The organism is Ktedonobacter sp. SOSP1-52 (genome assembly GCF_016587395.1).
On record NZ_BNJH01000003.1, the window covers coordinates 901,691 to 918,480 of the forward strand.

Annotated in this window: 11 protein-coding genes; 7 read left to right on the forward strand and 4 right to left on the reverse strand. The window is 55.6% G+C overall.

What is annotated here, in order from left to right:
• Positions 1-15: 15 nt before the first annotated feature.
• From JMJ16_RS29420 to JMJ16_RS29435, 3 genes are all read right to left on the reverse strand, one after another.
• On the reverse strand, positions 16-1,050 hold the full coding sequence (locus JMJ16_RS29420; protein WP_201387403.1) for a 4Fe-4S dicluster domain-containing protein: 1,035 nt from the start codon (positions 1,048-1,050) through the stop codon (positions 16-18).
• Complete coding sequence (gene fdnG, locus JMJ16_RS29425; protein ID WP_305068268.1) at positions 1,040-4,240, reverse strand: formate dehydrogenase-N subunit alpha; 3,201 nt, start codon at positions 4,238-4,240, stop codon at positions 1,040-1,042. The genes JMJ16_RS29420 and fdnG overlap by 11 nt, the downstream gene beginning before the upstream one ends.
• Before the next feature lie 161 nt (positions 4,241-4,401).
• Positions 4,402-5,646, reverse strand: a complete 1,245-nt coding sequence (locus JMJ16_RS29435) for an OFA family MFS transporter (protein ID WP_201387410.1) — start codon at positions 5,644-5,646, stop codon at positions 4,402-4,404.
• A 615-nt stretch (positions 5,647-6,261) separates the two neighbouring features.
• Here JMJ16_RS29435 and ftsH point away from each other — a divergent pair.
• Both ftsH and thpR read left to right on the forward strand, forming a co-directional pair.
• Positions 6,262-8,082, forward strand: coding sequence for an ATP-dependent zinc metalloprotease FtsH (gene ftsH, locus JMJ16_RS29440; RefSeq protein ID WP_236601736.1), 1,821 nt, complete (start codon positions 6,262-6,264; stop codon positions 8,080-8,082).
• A 79-nt stretch (positions 8,083-8,161) separates the two neighbouring features.
• The gene (thpR, locus tag JMJ16_RS29445) at positions 8,162-8,740 is read left to right on the forward strand and encodes an RNA 2',3'-cyclic phosphodiesterase (protein WP_201387415.1); all 579 of its coding nucleotides are present in this window, start codon (positions 8,162-8,164) and stop codon (positions 8,738-8,740) included.
• Between the two features lie 19 nt (positions 8,741-8,759).
• Here the strand turns inward: thpR and JMJ16_RS29450 are convergent, their stop codons facing one another.
• Complete coding sequence (locus tag JMJ16_RS29450; protein WP_201387417.1) at positions 8,760-9,977, reverse strand: MFS transporter; 1,218 nt, start codon at positions 9,975-9,977, stop codon at positions 8,760-8,762.
• Positions 9,978-10,097: 120 nt separating this feature from the next.
• On the opposite strand from JMJ16_RS29450, the gene JMJ16_RS29455 reads away from it, so the two are divergent.
• The 5 genes from JMJ16_RS29455 (at position 10,098) to JMJ16_RS29475 (ending at position 16,610) form a co-directional block, all read left to right on the forward strand.
• Entirely contained in the window at positions 10,098-11,033 is a 936-nt protein-coding gene (locus JMJ16_RS29455; protein ID WP_201387419.1) for a LysR family transcriptional regulator, read from the forward strand.
• Between the two features lie 774 nt (positions 11,034-11,807).
• On the forward strand, positions 11,808-13,556 hold the full coding sequence (gene ilvB, locus JMJ16_RS29460; RefSeq protein ID WP_201389179.1) for a biosynthetic-type acetolactate synthase large subunit: 1,749 nt from the start codon (positions 11,808-11,810) through the stop codon (positions 13,554-13,556).
• Between the two features lies 1 nt (position 13,557).
• Entirely contained in the window at positions 13,558-14,124 is a 567-nt protein-coding gene (ilvN, locus tag JMJ16_RS29465; RefSeq protein ID WP_201387421.1) for an acetolactate synthase small subunit, read from the forward strand.
• A 200-nt stretch (positions 14,125-14,324) separates the two neighbouring features.
• Positions 14,325-15,377, forward strand: coding sequence for a ketol-acid reductoisomerase (gene ilvC / locus JMJ16_RS29470; protein WP_201387423.1), 1,053 nt, complete (start codon positions 14,325-14,327; stop codon positions 15,375-15,377).
• Positions 15,378-15,434: 57 nt separating this feature from the next.
• The gene (locus tag JMJ16_RS29475; RefSeq protein ID WP_201387426.1) at positions 15,435-16,610 is read left to right on the forward strand and encodes a 2-isopropylmalate synthase; all 1,176 of its coding nucleotides are present in this window, start codon (positions 15,435-15,437) and stop codon (positions 16,608-16,610) included.
• The last annotated feature ends 180 nt before the right edge of the window (positions 16,611-16,790 follow it).

Sequence of the window (16,790 nt, forward strand, 5' to 3'; positions counted from 1 at the left end):
CTTTCTCCTGGGGCTCTATCGCTCATCTCTTTGCTGAAAGAAGAGCATACTCGCCAGGCCCAGCACGAGCGCGGCCAGAATCGACCAGAGAGACGCGACTGGCACATTATTCATGGGTCGCGCGGGATTGCGAGGCAGGTTATAGACCTCAGGCTCTTCTAAAAGTAAGAAGAAGGAATTGAGGCCACCATCAAGGATCTGGTCATCGACGCCGTAGAGGAGTGCCTCCTTGACCCCGTGCTTCTGTAGGAAGCCCAGGCGCTCACGCGCACGCTCCTTGAGCTGCTCGACCTCGCCAAAGGTGATAGAGTCAGTGGGGCAGGCCTTGGCGCAGGCGGGCTCCATATCGTCTTTCAGGCGGTCATAGCAGAGGGTGCATTTATGGGCGGTATGGCTTCCTCCATCATCGCGCGCGATCACGCCGAAGGGGCAGGCAACCGTACAGTAGCCACAGCCATTGCAGATATCCTGCTGCACATAGACGGTATCGAACTCGGTACGGATGATTGCACCCGTGGGACAGGCCTCCTGGCAGGGAGCGTTGGCGCAGTGCTTGCAGACATCGCTACGCATAAGCCAGCGCTCATTATTGAAGAAGGGCAGCGCCGTTCCGGGTGGAGCCTCAGGCAGGATACCTTCGAACTTTGCTGCAGCGATTTTATCTTCGAGTGTCTGTACCTCAAAGAGTGGAAGCTCTGGGACAGGGCGTCCAGCATGGCCATTGCTGGGGGGGGCAACGCGGTCGATTTGCTCGATAAACTGCACATGGCGCCAGGTATGTGCGCCAAGGTGCGTCGTGTTATCGTAGCTGGAGCCGCTCCACTGAGCTGGAGGCGGCGTTAACTGGTTCCACTGGCGGCAGGCCACCTCGCAGGCTTTACACCCGATACAGATACTGGTATCGGTAAAAAAGCCCATCGTTGCTTGCTGTGGTGGCGGTGTCTCCTTATGAAGTAGTTTGAACATATTTAAGAGCACAGGCGCCCCCGACCGTCGTTTAGCAACGGTGGGTTGGACCTGTGTTGTGTTGGGTGTGGTTTCAACGGCCATTCGATTCCTCCTCTCCTGGGAGGCGTCCCGGGCGAATATTACAGGTAAACGCCTTGGCCTCTTCAATACTCACATTGGGTTCAAGCACCATATGAGCCAGGTCATTGGTGATGCTGCCTGTGCTCTTACCCTGGAAGCCCCAGTGGAAGGGCAGGCCAATCTGGTGAATCTGGCGTCCCTGGATGCGCAGGGGGCGCATTCGGCGTGTCACCATGGCGCGGGCCTCGATCTCGCCGCGTGGCGTACTGACGACCAGCCATTCGCCATGCTTGACGCCGCGTTCAGCAGCCAGTTCAGGGCTGAGTTCCGCGAAGAGCGTGGGCTGAAGTGCGTTAAGCCAGGGCATCCAGCGCGTCATGGGACCGCTGACATGGTGCTCAGTTAGGCGATAGGTCGTAATCACGATGGGATAGCGCTCATCGCCGACTGCCGCGAGCGGGTTGCCAGGGAGACCCTTGAAGTACTTGGCGGTCGGGTTACTCTGCTGCTTGTAGAGTTTATTATGCACGGGCGACTCAATAGCCTCGTAATGTGTGGGCAGTGGTCCATCCTTGAGGCCAGAGGGGGCGAAGAGCCAGCCTCGCCCATCAGGCTTCATGATAAAGGGATCACTACCGGCAATGGCATCCATCCCCGTGGCGTCAGGGGCCGGAACATAGTCTGGCCGCTTGTTCACAGGAAAGTCGGGGATATCATAGCCAGTCCATTGCTGCTTCTCTTTGTCCCACCAGATGTACTTCTTCCGTTCCGACCAGGGACGCCCCTGGGGATCAGCCGAGGCACGGTTATAGAGAATACGGCGGTTGGCAGGCCAGGCAAAGCCCCATTCCAGGTTGGTGGGACCGCCAGGTGTGCGGGAGGCCGCGCGGTTCCTCCCTGGCTCGGGATAAACGCCACTATAGATCCAGGAGCCACAGGCCGTGCTTCCATCGGCCTTGAGCGCCACAAAATTGGGCACGTGAGGCGCGTCGTGCAGCGTATATGCGCGCTCATTGACAAGCTCCCCTTCTTTGGCGGGCTTACGCACGTAGTAGCCGTTGATCTCTTTTAAGACGAGCCGGGCATCGGGTTCATCAAGGATGTTCGAGCCTGGCTCGGGCTCTTCACGCTCATAGTTCCAGAGGAGCGCTTGCAGGCCACGATCTCTGGCCTCCTGGCTTTCGGCATAGAGTTCTCTGAGGCGCTTACCCAGGTGATAGGCAAACCAGAGATCCGAGCGCGCATCCCCAGGAGGATCAACGGCCTTATCGCGCCACTGCATCAGGCGTTGGGTATTAGTAAAGGAGCCTTCCTTCTCGGTAGAGGCGGCGGCAGGCAGTAAGAAGACCTCGGTCTTGATCTGCGTGGGATCTACCGGCCCGGGACCCTTATACCAGAAAGCGGCGCTCTCCACCTCGTACAGATCGCGCACGACCATCCAGTCAAGTTGCTGCAAGGCTTTACGTTGCAGGCGTGCATTGGTGCTGCCCGCGGCTGGATTCTGACCAAAGAGGATATAGCCCTTGACCTTCCCATCCAGCATGGCATAGGTCGTGGCCAGGTGCGAGTGGTCGCCAGTAATCTTGGGGAGGTAGCGATAGCCGCTATCGCTCTCTTGATCAAGGACGGTCTCCTCGCCATACCAGGCAGTGAGCAGGCTCTTGATATAGGCCGGGAAGTTGACCCACCAGCCTGTCTTCTGCCCAGAGGTGGCAATATACTCCTCCAGCGTATTCTGGGCTGGCACATGCGCCGTACTCGGCTGAGCGCCTTCCAGGCGTTCAGAGGTCTGTGTTTGAGACATGGCCGCTGGCTGAGGCATATAGCCTGCCAACAGGTCATAAAGTGTCGGGACGTCGGTCGAACCCTGGATAGAGGCATGCCCGCGCAGGGCTAGAATGCCACCTCCGGGACGCCCGATATTGCCCAGCAGGAGTTGCAGGATGGCCGCCGAGCGAATGATCTGCACACCCTTGGATTGCTGTGTCCAGCCGACCGCGTAGCAGAGTGCCGTTGTGCGCTCACGGCCAGAGTTGTGAATGAGTGTCTGGGCCACCTGGAGCCACTGCTCACGGGGAACGCCGCAGACCTCTTCAACCATCTCAGGAGTATAGCGCGCGAAGTGGCGACGCATTACCTGGAAGACGCAATTGGGATGTGCAAGTGTGGGATCTTGTAGGGGCTTGCCATGCTCATCGCGTTGGTAGTCCCAGGATTTCTGGCTGGTGTAGGTCCCACTCTCAGTGTCATAACCAGAGAAGAGCCCATCAAGCTCTTCCGTATCTTGAAAGTCCTCGCGTACCAGCATGGCTGCATTGGTATAGTGCTGCACATATTCCTTGAAGTACGACTCACTTTCGAGCACATGACGAATCAGCGCGCCCAGGAAGACGATATCGCTGCCCGCGCGAATGGGGAGGTGCAGGTTGGCCAGGGCCGAGGTGCGCGAATAGTGCGGGTCGATATGAATGACCGTCGTACCACGTTCCTTGGCTTTGACTACATTGGCGAATGCCACCGGATGAGCCTCCGCCATATTGCTGCCCATGATTAAGATGCAGTCGCTCTCAACGAGGTTCTGCGGGAATGACGTGGCACCGCCACGCCCATATGTTGTACCCAGACCGGGCACAGTCGAGCTGTGTCATATACGGGCCTGGTTCTCAATTGAGACAATGCCCAGGCCGCCGGAGAGGAGCTTCTTGATCAGATAATTCTCTTCAACATCCAGCGTTGCCCCACCCAGAGAGGCGATCCCCTGGGTATGATTGACCTCGTGCCCATCATCGAGGTGCTCGACAAAGGTCTCATCGCGCGTCTGCTTGACCAGTTGCGCGATGCGCTCCATAGCCCAGTCGAGGGAGACCTCTTCCCAGTGATCGCTGTAGGGTGTGCGGTGAAGGACCTTGGTTAAGCGACTAGGGTTAATTGTGTATTGGAAGGTTGCTGAACCCTTGGGGCAGAGCGTGCCATGATTGATGGGACTCTCGGGGTTGCCCTCGATATCAACAACCTTGCCGTCTTTGACATATACATTTAAGCCACAGCCGACTGCACAGTAGGGGCAGACACTATGGACAAGCTTGGCGTCGCGGATACGTGAAGCCTTGCTCAGGCTCTCCTTGCTAAAGGACTTTGTATTTGCGCCAACTTGCAGAAGCTCGGTAAAGGCGGATCGCACCGTCTTTGGCAGAGAAGTATGTTCATCCATCTCAATCATCCTTTGAAAAGCGCAAAGCTGCTGCCAGTGGATAGCGTGTGAAAGAAGCGTGATGAAAACGGTGTATAACCAGAGCTATGTTCTTTCTATACAGATTGTAACATAGCTCTGGTTTCGTAACCAGGAAAAAGTCACCTGAATGCTTGTGTTTGCTAGTTGCCAGCACTCGCGGCGACTTCCTGAGCCTGGCGACGTGCCAGCATCTGAGCCAGTAGTGGCAAGGCGCAACTGACAAGCATCAGCCCCGCCAGGATAAAGAGTGTCGTCTTATAGTCAATACTGGCAATCAGTAATGGCCCAACGATGCCGCCCGCGCTCCAGGCGGTCAACATCGCGCCATAGATCGTGCCCGAATTTTTCGAGCCAAAGAAGTCCGCCGCGAAGGCGGGCATGGTGCCGAAGCCTCCACCATAGCAGAGACCGATGAGCGAGGCCGGGATAAACAGGAGCGCGATGGCCCCGATAAAGGGCGTCGCCAGGAAGGCCAGGACCTGGACCAGGAAGATAACCAGGAAGGTATATGGGCGCCCAAGTGCGTCGGAGAGCCAGCCCCAGAAGAGACGTCCCGCGCCATTAAAGATCGAGATGGTAATCACCAGGGTCGAGGCCACGCCCGCGCTCACGCCAGTAAACTTCTGTGCCAGGGGAGAGGCTACGGATATGAGCGCTGCTCCCGCGGTCACATTGAGGGCGAGAATGAGCCAGAGCAAGTACCAGCGTGGCGAGCGCAGGGCCTCGCCCAGGGGATAGTTGCGGGCGCTTCCCTCTTCCTGTTGTTTCAATGTGGGAGTCCAACCGGCGGGAGCGTAACCCTCAGGGGCGGTACGAAAGAACTGTGCTGCTACAACCACGATGATACAGTAGGCGATGCCCAGAATGATAAAAGTCGTGTTGAGTTTATACGCTGGAAGCAAGAGGTTCGCGGCGATGGGGCCAGTCAGTGCGGCCCCCGCGCCAAAGCCCGCGACCGCCAGCCCTGTAATAAAGCCCCGCCGATCAGGGAACCACTTGATGAGCATCGCGAGCGCCACGATATAGCCCAGACCCAGACCAATACCACCGATAATACCGTAGGTGAGATAGAGTAGATAGATATTTGGCGATGCAAACGCCGCGAGTAGAACACCTATGCCATACAGAATTCCTCCCACTGTTGCGATGGCACGTGGCCCAAAACGGCTATTCAAATAGCCACCAAAACCGGCGGTAATACCCAGGGCCAGGAGGGTGATGCTGAAGGTCAGATTGGCCTGGGCTTGTGAGACCTTGTAGAGACTGATTACAGGCTTGAGGAAGACGCTCCAGGCATAGACTGCTCCTAACGCTAACTGCATACAAAAGGCTGTGATGGCGATGGTCCAGCGGTTGATGCCGGTACCGGGTGCGGTATGACTCATTGAATACTCCTTTGTAGAAACAAATTGAGCATGCCGAGAATATATGGTAGAGACGTTAAGCAAGCACACATGTCTGCTACAAGATGCGAGCAGGAGTGCCTATGCTTGAACGGTCTCTGTGCCATCGATGAAGATGCAAAATTGCGTGTGCAACCATAAGGCGCATCGAGAACGGTTTCCGGGTCAGGAGCCGCACTATATTTGGAATGCGGCGCTCTTTTGGCAGCGTTGCCTAAATCTTCGCATTTTTTCGGACAAATGTGTATAGTACTTCGGTACCAATGATACGCAGAGAAGAATGAAGAAACATAAACTCTTCAATTGCCGCTAGAGCAAGCGTATATGATGGGAATCTAGTTTTGTTTTCTAATAATTCTAAGGTTTCTAAGTGTTTCTTCACCTTGCTAAACAAATTCTTATACGTTATACTAGCGACAAATTGATATAAAGAGATACGGCCGATTCCGGCGTTAGATAGTTTTGGTAGTTTTTTAGCCCGTTTAGTAAGCACAATAAGCACAGTAATCACAGTAATCACAGCGATCACAGAGTCAATCACAGAGTATAGAAGGGTCTAGCGTCTGCATGGAAATGCCTCCAAAGAATAACCGCGAAATGAGAAAATCAAACCCACAAAGTTCAGCCCAGAAGGCAGCACGAAAGAAGAATGCCATCTTGCGTTATAGCCTGGCGGGTTCGTTAATTGTTGTCGGTATTATCTTGTTAGGAGTGGCGCTGGCACGCCTGGCTGGTGTTAGCTTTGGTGCGTCAACCGTCCAAGAGAAACCGATTAGCGCCGTATTGACCATGGCGCAGCAGCATAAGCTGAAGTCGGTCTCGCTTAGTGGCAATGACGTTACCGCGACAGCCGCTGATGGGACACAGATCCACGCGGTCAAAGAAGAGGGTCAGCCTGTCACGCCTTTCTTTACCCAAAATGGCGTCACGGTTGATGTTCAGGATCCGCAGAGTGGTCAGTGGGTGCAGGGACTTGAGGCCCTGGTGTTGATTCTCCTGGTTGTTGGTTCCATGGTGTTCTTCATGCGCCGCAGTGGTGGTATGGGTGGTCAGGCAGCTCCCTTTGCGCGCTCGAAGGCGAAACGTTTTAGCGAGTCTCGCCCGTCGATCCTCTTCAAGGATGTCGCTGGCGTCGAAGAGGCCAAGATGGAGCTGCAAGAGATTGTAGAATTCCTCAAGCATCCTGCCCGCTTTACTCAGATGGGAGCGCGTACCCCGAAGGGTGTCTTGCTGGTTGGTGCTCCAGGCACTGGTAAAACGCTTATTTCGCGAGCGGTTGCCGGCGAGGCTGGAGTCTCTTTCTACAGTGTCAGCGGTTCTGAGTTTGTTGAGATGTTTGTTGGTGTAGGTGCGGCGCGTGTACGCGACCTCTTCAAAGAAGCCAAAGACCATTCCCCCTGTATCATCTTCATTGACGAGATCGACGCCGTTGGGCGCCAGCGTACCAATTCAGGTATGACCGGCAATGATGAGCGTGAGCAGACCCTGAACCAGTTGCTTGTTGAAATGGATGGCTTTGATAAAGAGACCAACATTGTGGTGATTGCTGCCACGAACCGCCCTGATGTGCTTGATCCCGCGCTGCTGCGTCCTGGCCGCTTCGACCGTCGTGTGATGCTTGATAAGCCTGACATTCGTGGCCGCCTGGCGATCCTGAATGTGCATGCCAAGGGCAAGCCTATGGCGCAGGGTGTCCTGATGGAAGACCTGGCACGCCAGACCGCTGGCTTCTCTGGTGCCGACCTGGCGAACCTCTTGAACGAGGCCGCTCTTCTCGCTGCACGTAATGGTCTGACCGAGATTCAGAAGCCCCACCTTGATGAGTCCATTCTGCGTGTGATGGCTGGTCCTGAGCGAAAGAGCCGTGTGATCACCGAGGCTGAGAAATCCATCATCGCGTACCACGAGGTTGGACATGCCATCGTTATGCGCTCGGTCCCGGGTGCGGACCCCGTGCAGAAGGTTTCCGCCATCGCTCGTGGCATGGCCCTGGGTATCACGGTCCAGGCCCCTGCCGAGGATCGCTACCTCTTGCGCCGTTCGGAATTGCTTGCTAAGATGGCAGGTGCCATGGGTGGACGTGCCGCTGAAGAGATTATCTTCGGTGATATCACCACCGGTGCGAGCCAGGATATTGAGTATGTAACCGGTATCGCGCGGCGCATGGTCTGTGAATTTGGCATGACGCCTCTGGGCAATGTAGCGCTCAAGGCTGATGCCGATGGCACAAGCCCATTTAGCGCCGAGACCGCAGCCAAGATCGACGCCGAGGTCTCTGTGCTGGTCAACCAGGCCTATGCTACAGCCCTCGACATCCTGCGCGAGAAGAAAGAGAAGTTGATCGAGATCTCAGAGCACCTGATCCAGGTTGAGACCATTGACGGTGTTGAACTAGACTCGATGTTGTTCGCCGCATAGTGCCTTACAGAAACCTGAGCGCGAAGCGCTAGCCACGACAGTGGCGTTGGTTTCTGCATAAGAAGATTGTCAGGACAGCATGACACGAACATTCATTGCCCTTGAAATGAATGATGCTCAGCAGCGCCACTTGTCGGAGGTAATCCGACAGGTGGCGCTGTCTTTTCCCGGCATTCGCTGGGTCAATCCCGAGAGCATCCACCTGACCTTAGCCTTCCTGGGAGAGCTTGATGACGAGCGCCTGGAGAAGGCGATTGAGGCCGCACAGGAAGCCGCCCAGCAGGCAGTACCATTCAGTTACCGTCTGACGCAATTAGGGGCCTTTGGTCCCCCTCACGCTCCCCGCGTCATCTGGATGGGGATTGAGGAGCCAACGGGCAAACTTGAGCGTGTCTACCGGGCGCTGAATCGCGAACTCCGTGCGCGGCGCTTTGAAGTGGAACGGCGGCCCTTCTCGCCCCACTTGACGCTAGCGCGTGTCAAGACACCCCTTGATCCAGTCGTACAACAGGACTTGCAAGCCTTGTTACAGAGCAAGCAACAGAGCCTGACCACGAACGAAGCGTACGCGATTACAAGCCTGCACGTCATGAAAAGCGAGCTTTCACGTGGCGGCGCGCAGTATACCTGTTTGCAAGAGTGCTTGTTTCAGCGTTAGAGCGCCCACATGTAGCGCATCATGCTTCACGGAGACGCGTAAAACCCATTACGCTGGTGGCTGCGATGATGAGGCCGCAGATGGCAATGGCCTGGGGAACAGTGAGATAGGCATAGAGCAGAGCTGCCAGCATAGGGCCGAGAATACTGCCCAGCGAGGAGATCATGTCGTAGAGGCTGTAGACCTTGCCAATATGCTGTGAGGGCAGCTCGGTCTGCATCATAATCGCCAAAGGAATGTCTCCCATTGGTCCACCAGTCGCCGCCAGGGCCGCGCCAAACATAGCCATTGCCAGGTTGGGCTGGCTGATCATCAGGATGAAACCACCGCCAACGATGAGGCGCCCAAGCAGCATAATTCTCACCGGGCGCTGTAAGGGCAGACTCCCAATAAGAAGATTGCTGACGACATTTCCCGCTCCGTAGGCGGCAACGATTAAGCCGTAGGCGCTGACTGTCCCTTTGAGCACCTGTGAGGCGAAGAGCGGGATGCCGATGATGAAGCCTGCGCTCCAGGCCATTGAGATGAAACCACTGGCAAAGATAGTCCAGGCGATAGGCTTATGCCCACGAATGGCCTGGAGTGCCTTTCGGATATCCAGTACAAGGCCGCCCAGGCCTTTGTTTTTGTGCTGCGTGCCCTCTGAGGCTTTCCAGGCGAAGTGACGACCCATAAGCAAGATGGCTCCCGCTGAAATGAGAAAGCTGAAGGCGTCTATGGTAAAAAACTGGCTCAACGAGAGAAACGTGATTAGCAGTGCCGCCAGGCTGGGGCCAAATGTACGTGCCAGGCGCCGCGTGATATCCATCAGGCCATTTGTGGCCTGGAGCATTACTTTGTCTGGGACCAGGGCGGGAAGGCTTGCCTGTAGGGCAGGGTTAAAGAAGGCTCCCAGACTGCCTACCAGTATCGCCACGAGTGTAAGTTCCCAGAGCGCAAGTGGACCGTAGAGTGCCAGGAGCGGAAGTGTGCCCACAGCCAGGGCGCGCAGAATGTCAACTGTGAGCATCGTATAACGGCGATTCCAGCGATCTGCATAAATGCCTCCTACGATCCCGAATAGCAGCGCTGCCGCCGCTTCTACGCCTGCAATGAAGATACCTCCCTGACTGCCAGCAATTTTGATGGTTAGCCAGAGCATCGCGATTTGATAGAAGAAATCTCCCATTGCTGAGAGCACCTGCCCCGACCAGAGCAGAGCCAGGTGAGGAAGTCGTAAGACTCGAAGAAAACGCATGGCAATATATCTATCCTTGATTGTGATGTGCAAAGTATAGTGCGCGCGTATGATATTATTCAATCTGATAGCGATAATACCTGCTATCGAATTTTTCTATGGCTGAAGTGGGCTTGCAAGATGGATTATGAGCAGCTACTTACCTTTGAGCGCATTGTACGCGAGGGCAGTTTTAGCAAAGCGGCCCGTTCGCTTAATATTGCCCAACCAACAATTAGCGCCCGTATCCAGGCCCTAGAAGTAGCGGTTGGCGGAGCGCTTTTTCGCCGAGGAGGGCGCTCGGTTTCCTTAACTGAGCGGGGAGCCAGTTTTCTTCCCTATGCCCAGCAAGCCCTGGCGATTCTCGCTGAAGGCGTAGAGACGGCGCGCTTGTCACAATCGGGGCAGCGAGGACGCGTTACACTCGCGACAATGCAGTCGCTCTCGGGAAGCTTTCTGGGTTCGGCCATTGCCAGTTTTTATCGTACTCATCCGCAGGTTGACCTCGCTGTGCATATCGCTCATAGCCATGAGATCATCGCGATGCTCATCGATGGTATCGTAAAGCTGGGGCTGATTGGCTATCCCTTTCATAATCATAATCTGCGCATCCTCTTGCGGCTACGCGAATCCCTGGACCTGATATTGCCGGTGACGCATCTATTAGCGAGTCAGAAAGAGGTAACAATCGAACAATTACAGCGTGCTGGTTCACCCTTCTTATTTGCAAAGTGGAATGCGTCTATTGATATGCTGATGCAACAAGTTGCCGTTCCTGGTCAGCCTATGCTGGAGGTACCTTTCAATGTAGCACGTCATCTGCTGTTAGAGGGCATTGGAATAGCATTCCTTACGCGTGCTTCAGTAGAGGAGGAGCTGCGCACTGGGAGCCTTGTTTCCATGCGTGTGAGTGATGGACCAGCCTTGTATCGCGAGAGCGCGCTGGTATGCCCGGCGCATGATGAGCCACCTTCGGCAGCAGCGCGAGACTTTGTACGTACTCTAACTGCCGAGGCTGCGAACTCCTCCGCCTTTAGCGCTATCCATCAGGATAAGAAGCTATGGCCTGAATCGTGAAATTTTTGTGTATCTATCTTTAGCTATGGGCAATCTATCTGTATGATTGGTCTTTAGACTGTGCAATCTGTCTATACTGTGCGGGGGGCCTGGAAATGACATGGAAGGGGGTTGACAAGAGTTGTGTAGTTAGGGTATCCTCCACAATAAGTAAACGACACAAGTCACACGCGCTGGCGAGGTTGCTATGCGCAGTGGCTTTACTGTGTGCGTTAGTGTTACACGAGACGTTGCTACTGGCAGGCATGGCCTTGCTAAAGATGTACAAACTTTGTAAAAACGAAGCGGAGAGAAGATAATGGCAGCGACATACACAGCGCAGATGCGGTCAGCAATGTTTGCTGACAAATGCCACGCTCGTAGTATGTCCAGTATGCCTGAAGCGATGTCTGCTGCGTCTCAGTGTGCCGCTCAAATGAACGCGAAGAAGAGCACTGCTTCTAAAACCGACGTGATCTACACGTCGGTTTTTTTGTTGGCTGTGGTCCTTCTGACTTCCGTATTCTCCATTAATGTTGTATTCTTGCTTAGCTTGCTTGGCCTTATTAGCCTTATTGTACTCCTCCTTAGCAGCCTTACCAGACTGAACGGGTTTGCGAGTCTGGTAGGGCAGAGTAAGAAGCAAGCTACGAGAATTGCAATGGGAGATTAACGGGAGCAACGAAGCGACCAATCCAAAGAAGGTAACCTGATGAGGGCCTCCCTGGTGGAGGCCCTCTTTTTGTTATCTTTGAAAACTGCTGCGGAGGAATTATGGCAATCGCGACCAATATTATGCAGGAAGCAGGAAACACCCGCGAACGAAACGCCGGGGCACGCGAGCTGACCGGAAGCCAGATTGTGTGTGAGGCACTCGTCCGCGAAGGTGTGGATTTTATCTACGGTTATCCCGGTGGCGCTATTATGCCCTTCTATGATGCGCTGTCCTCTTATCCCGCCTTACATCATGTACTGGTGCGTCATGAACAGGCGGCGTCGCATGCTGCTGATGGCTATGCGCGTGCGACCGGCAAGGTAGGTGTGTGTGCCGCCACGAGTGGTCCAGGCGCGACGAATCTGGTCACAGGCTTAGCGACAGCCTTTATGGATTCAACCCCTATGGTGGCAATCACCGGTCAGGTGGCTCGCACCTTTATTGGGCGCGACGCTTTCCAGGAGACGGATGTCATCGGCATCACCCAGCCAATTACCAAGCATAGCTACCAGATTCAGCGCATCGAAGAGATCGCTCCTACGATTCACGAAGCCTTTCGTGTGGCGCGGAGTGGGCGCCCTGGTCCTGTGCTGGTAGATATTCCCAAGGATATTCAGCAGGGCAAGGGCTGGTATAATCCCACGCAATATCAAACCTCAGAGGAGCAACTACGCGAAGAGCGGGAGCGGCCCGAGCGCCCGGCTCCTCATTTGATTGTCCAGGCCATCGAACTCCTCGCCTCCGCCCGGAAGCCTCTCATTATGGCAGGTCATGGTGTCATCCTATCGAGCGCCTACAAAGAGCTGAAGGCCTTTGCGGAGAAGGCTGACTTACCTGTGATCACCACGCTTCTGGGGCAGAGTGCCTTCCCAGAGGATCATCCTTTGCACCTGGGTATGCCAGGCATGCACGGCCCGGCGCACGCCAATCGCGCTATTGGCGAGGCTGATGTCATCGTTGGTGTCGGTTTGCGTTTCGACGACCGGGTGACCGGGAAGGTGGCCGAGTTTGCGCCTAAAGCGCGCATTATTCACATTGATATCGATCCCTCGGAGATGCACAAGGTCAAAGTCGCGACTGTACCCATTGTGGCAGACGCACGTATCGCCCTGGAGGCTTTGGCAGAAGCGGTTCAGCCCGCCGATCACCAGGAGTGGCGGCGCGAGATCCGTTCCTGGCAGGACGAGAGCGAGTCGCGCACCGGTACTGGTCAGTGGGATCCTGCCTTCCCCAGTCCCATAGACATCCTGGGGGAGATACGCAAGCAGACCGATGGCAACGCCATTATCGTTACCGATGTCGGACAGAACCAGATGTGGACGGCTCGCCACTACACCTGGACGCGCCCCAATAGTCATATCACCTCTGGCGGACTTGGTACTATGGGCTTCGCCCTTCCCGCCGCGATAGGCGTGAAGATGGGTATGCCGGACGACTCGGTGTGGGCTATCGCCGGTGATGGCGGCATCCAGATGAATATTCAGGAACTGGCGACACTTCAGCAGGAGCGCGTTCCTGTTAAAGTCGTCATCTTGAATAATGGCTACCTGGGCATGGTGCGCCAGTGGCAACAATTCTTCCATTCACGCAACTATTCCGAGACGCCCATCACAGGTCCAGACTATCTCAAACTGGCTGAGGCGTATGGGGTGACAGGTATCCGCGTCACAAAAAAGGACGAGGTCGCAGCCGCGATTCAACGCGCCATTGAGACACCGGGAACCGTGATTGTCGAGTGTATTATCGAAGCCGAGGCCTGTGTCTATCCCATGGTTGCCCCTGGATCGGCTATCACCAGTATGATCGAAGAGAGTGAAAGGAGTGCCTAAGATGCTGGCTGCGCCAATGTCTAATTTTTCAGCAAGCGGCTCTACTGCGCGTGCAGGCCAATCGGAGAAGGCACGCGAAACCGTCCAGGCACATACGCTCATCGCCCTGGTCCAGGATCGTACCGGTGCCATAGACCGGGTGGTCGGTCTGATGCGGCGGCGACGCGCGAATATGCAGACGCTTGTCCTGGGTCGTAGCGAGGTTGATGACGTGGTACGCGTCACGGTCAGCGTTGACGACTCTGAAGTGGCGGTTGAGCATCTGGTTGAGCAACTGCGCAAAATCCTGGATGTGCGCAACGTCATCAACATTCCAGAGCAAGAGGCCATTTCGCGTGAGTTGGCGCTGATCAAAGTCGCCTATACGCCCGCGCAAAAGGCCGAAATCTTTGAGATCGCGCAACTTTTTAGTGCGCATGTCGTCGATGTGGCTGCGGAGACCATGACCCTGGAGGTCAGCGGCAGCACAGCCAGGGTCGAGAAATGCGTTGCGCAGTTGAACCCATATGGCATTCGTGAAGTGGCCCGTTCGGGACGCGTCACGATGGCACGTGGCACTAACGACTAGGTGCCACGCGCGCCTGGTCTCTGACGAGAGATCAGCAGTCAGACCTCTATCTTTATTGACATACAGAGCCCACATTACCTTTTTATACGAAAACCAACCCCCATTCGGGGGTATTGCGCCACTCACGTGGCTAGCGCTTCGCGCTCAGGTTTCCGATAGGCAGGTACATAGAAATTACCAATGAGGAGTGAAACACTATCATGCCAGCAACTATTTACTACGATTCCGACGCCAATCTCGATTTCATCCAGCAGAAACGCATCGCTGTTATTGGTTATGGCAGCCAGGGCCACGCGCATGCGCTCAATATGCGCGATAGCGGATGTGAGGTCGTCATTGGCTTGCCCAGCGGGAGCAAGAGTCGTGCCAAGGCCGAGGCTGAGGGCCTGCGCGTAATGACTCCGGCTGAGGCCTCTGCCTACGCGGATGTGATCATGATCTTGATCCCTGACCAGCATCACCGTGAAGTCTTTGAGCGCGACATTCGTCCCGGCTTGGCCGCGGGCAAGATGATCCTGGTCGCACATGGCTTTAGCCTGCATTATGGCCAGATCGTTCCCCCCGCCGATGTCGATGTTGCCATGGTCGCTCCCAAAGGACCAGGCCACATGGTACGTCGCCTCTATGTTGATGGTGCGGGTATCCCCGGTCTGTGGGCGGTCCTCCAGGACGCAAGCGGACAGGCAGAGGCACTGACCTTGGCCTATGCACGCGCCATTGGCTGCACGCGCGCGGGCGTTCTGCATACTACCTTTAAGGAAGAGACCGAGACCGATCTCTTTGGCGAGCAGGCCGTGCTGTGTGGCGGTGTTACCGAACTCATGCGCGCGGGTTTTGAGACCCTGGTCGAGGCTGGTTACCAGCCAGAGTCGGCCTATTTTGAGTGTCTGCACGAGATGAAGCTCATCGTCGACCTGATCTACGAAGGTGGCATGAACTACATGCGCTACTCCATCAGCGATACTGCTGAGTACGGCGATTATATCACCGGCCCCCGCCTGATTAATCAGCAGGTGCGCGCTGAGATGAAGAATGTGTTGAAAGATATTCAGGACGGCACTTTTGCCACACGCTGGATTCAAGAGAACCAGGCTGGCCGCCCCGCCTTTATGGCCATGCGCCGTAGGAACAGCGAGACCCAGCTAGAGCAGGTCGGCAAAGAGCTGCGCTCGATGATGCCCTGGCTCTCCTCGAAGGAGAAAGCGTCTGAGCAACAGGCGGGGCCAAAGGCGGAAGTCGAGACCAAGAGGTAGCAGCAAGGTTGCTGCACGACCTCGCGAAGTGAGCTGAAGAAAGGGAGACACTACACCATGGAAGCTTCTGAGGTAGTAAAGATTTTCGACACCACCCTGCGTGACGGTGAACAGTCGCCAGGGGCAACGATGACAATTGAAGAGAAGTTGCAAGTAGCGGAGCAGCTCGTTGCGCTTCGGGTAGATTGTATTGAGGCAGGCTTTCCCGCGGCCTCCCCTGATGATCTTGCCGCGGTCCGTGAGATCGCGCGCCGGACGAAAGGGGTCGCGGTAGCCGCGCTTGCGCGTGCCACGGCAGGCGATATCGACGCGGCTTGGGATGCCATTCGCGAGGCCGAGCGTCCCGTGATTCATGTCTTTCTTGCTACCTCAGATATCCATCTTCAGCACAAGCTGAACACCAGTCGCGAAGAGGCCTTGCAGCGCGTGAAAACCATGGTAGCGCGCGCCCGTGCTTACTGCCCGACCGTGGAGTTCTCGGCGGAGGACGCTACACGCAGCGACCGCGACTTCCTCTGCCAGGTATTTGACGTGGCGATCAAAGCCGGGGCAAGTATTATTAACGTGCCTGATACCGTGGGTTATACCACGCCGGGCGAGTACGAAGCGCTCTTCCATTATGTACGTGCGCATGTACCAGGCATTGAGCAGGTCACCTTGAGCGCCCATTGCCACGATGACCTGGGCATGGCCACGGCTAATACCCTGGCGGCAATTCGCGCTGGCGCACGCCAGGTCGAGGTCACGATCAATGGCATCGGTGAGCGCGCGGGTAACACAGCTCTGGAAGAGGTCGTCATGGCATTGCGCACGCGTCCAGAAGCCTTCGGGGCCGAGACACGTGTGCAGACTGAACAGCTATTGGACGCCAGTCGCGTGGTCAGTCGCGTCACTGGCCTGCCGGTTCAGCCAAACAAAGCGATTGTCGGCCTTAACGCCTTCGCGCACGAAGCGGGTATCCACCAGGATGGAGTCCTCAAGCATGCCCTGACGTACGAGATTATGACGCCTCAGTCGGTAGGCTGGGGCGACACGAATCTGGTGCTGGGCAAGCACTCGGGGCGACACGGTCTGGATGCGCGTTTGCGTAAGCTGGGATACAGGCTCTCGGCGGAGCAGCTCAAGTACGCATACAAGAGCTTTATCGCGATGGCTGAGCGGCAGAAAACCGTGGTGGATCATGACCTGGTCTATATCGCAGAGTGCATGCAAGAAACCCCCTCGGCGGTGTAGCATATATTGCTCCATGATTGTGATTGTAACGTCTGTGAGTGCCGAGGCGTGAATACGTTTCGGCACTTTTTTCTATTATCACGGAGGAATATACGCATAATTGTGTAAAAGTATTGACACCAGAACATGCTACTTATGTAGATCTTTGATATGACTTTTGTACTGATATTGTCGTTTATA

What these genes read in the sequence shown, in the direction of transcription:
- JMJ16_RS29420 (WP_201387403.1), bottom strand. Translation starts at nt 1,050, where the DNA reads ATGGCCGTTGAAACCACACCCAACACAACACAGGTCCAACCCACCGTT.
- JMJ16_RS29435 (WP_201387410.1), bottom strand. Translation starts at nt 5,646, where the DNA reads ATGAGTCATACCGCACCCGGTACCGGCATCAACCGCTGGACCATCGCC.
- ftsH (WP_236601736.1), top strand. Translation starts at nt 6,262, where the DNA reads ATGAGAAAATCAAACCCACAAAGTTCAGCCCAGAAGGCAGCACGAAAG.
- thpR (WP_201387415.1), top strand. Translation starts at nt 8,162, where the DNA reads ATGACACGAACATTCATTGCCCTTGAAATGAATGATGCTCAGCAGCGC.
- JMJ16_RS29450 (WP_201387417.1), bottom strand. Translation starts at nt 9,977, where the DNA reads ATGCGTTTTCTTCGAGTCTTACGACTTCCTCACCTGGCTCTGCTCTGG.
- JMJ16_RS29455 (WP_201387419.1), top strand. Translation starts at nt 10,098, where the DNA reads ATGGATTATGAGCAGCTACTTACCTTTGAGCGCATTGTACGCGAGGGC.
- ilvB (WP_201389179.1), top strand. Translation starts at nt 11,808, where the DNA reads ATGCAGGAAGCAGGAAACACCCGCGAACGAAACGCCGGGGCACGCGAG.
- ilvN (WP_201387421.1), top strand. Translation starts at nt 13,558, where the DNA reads ATGCTGGCTGCGCCAATGTCTAATTTTTCAGCAAGCGGCTCTACTGCG.
- ilvC (WP_201387423.1), top strand. Translation starts at nt 14,325, where the DNA reads ATGCCAGCAACTATTTACTACGATTCCGACGCCAATCTCGATTTCATC.
- JMJ16_RS29475 (WP_201387426.1), top strand. Translation starts at nt 15,435, where the DNA reads ATGGAAGCTTCTGAGGTAGTAAAGATTTTCGACACCACCCTGCGTGAC.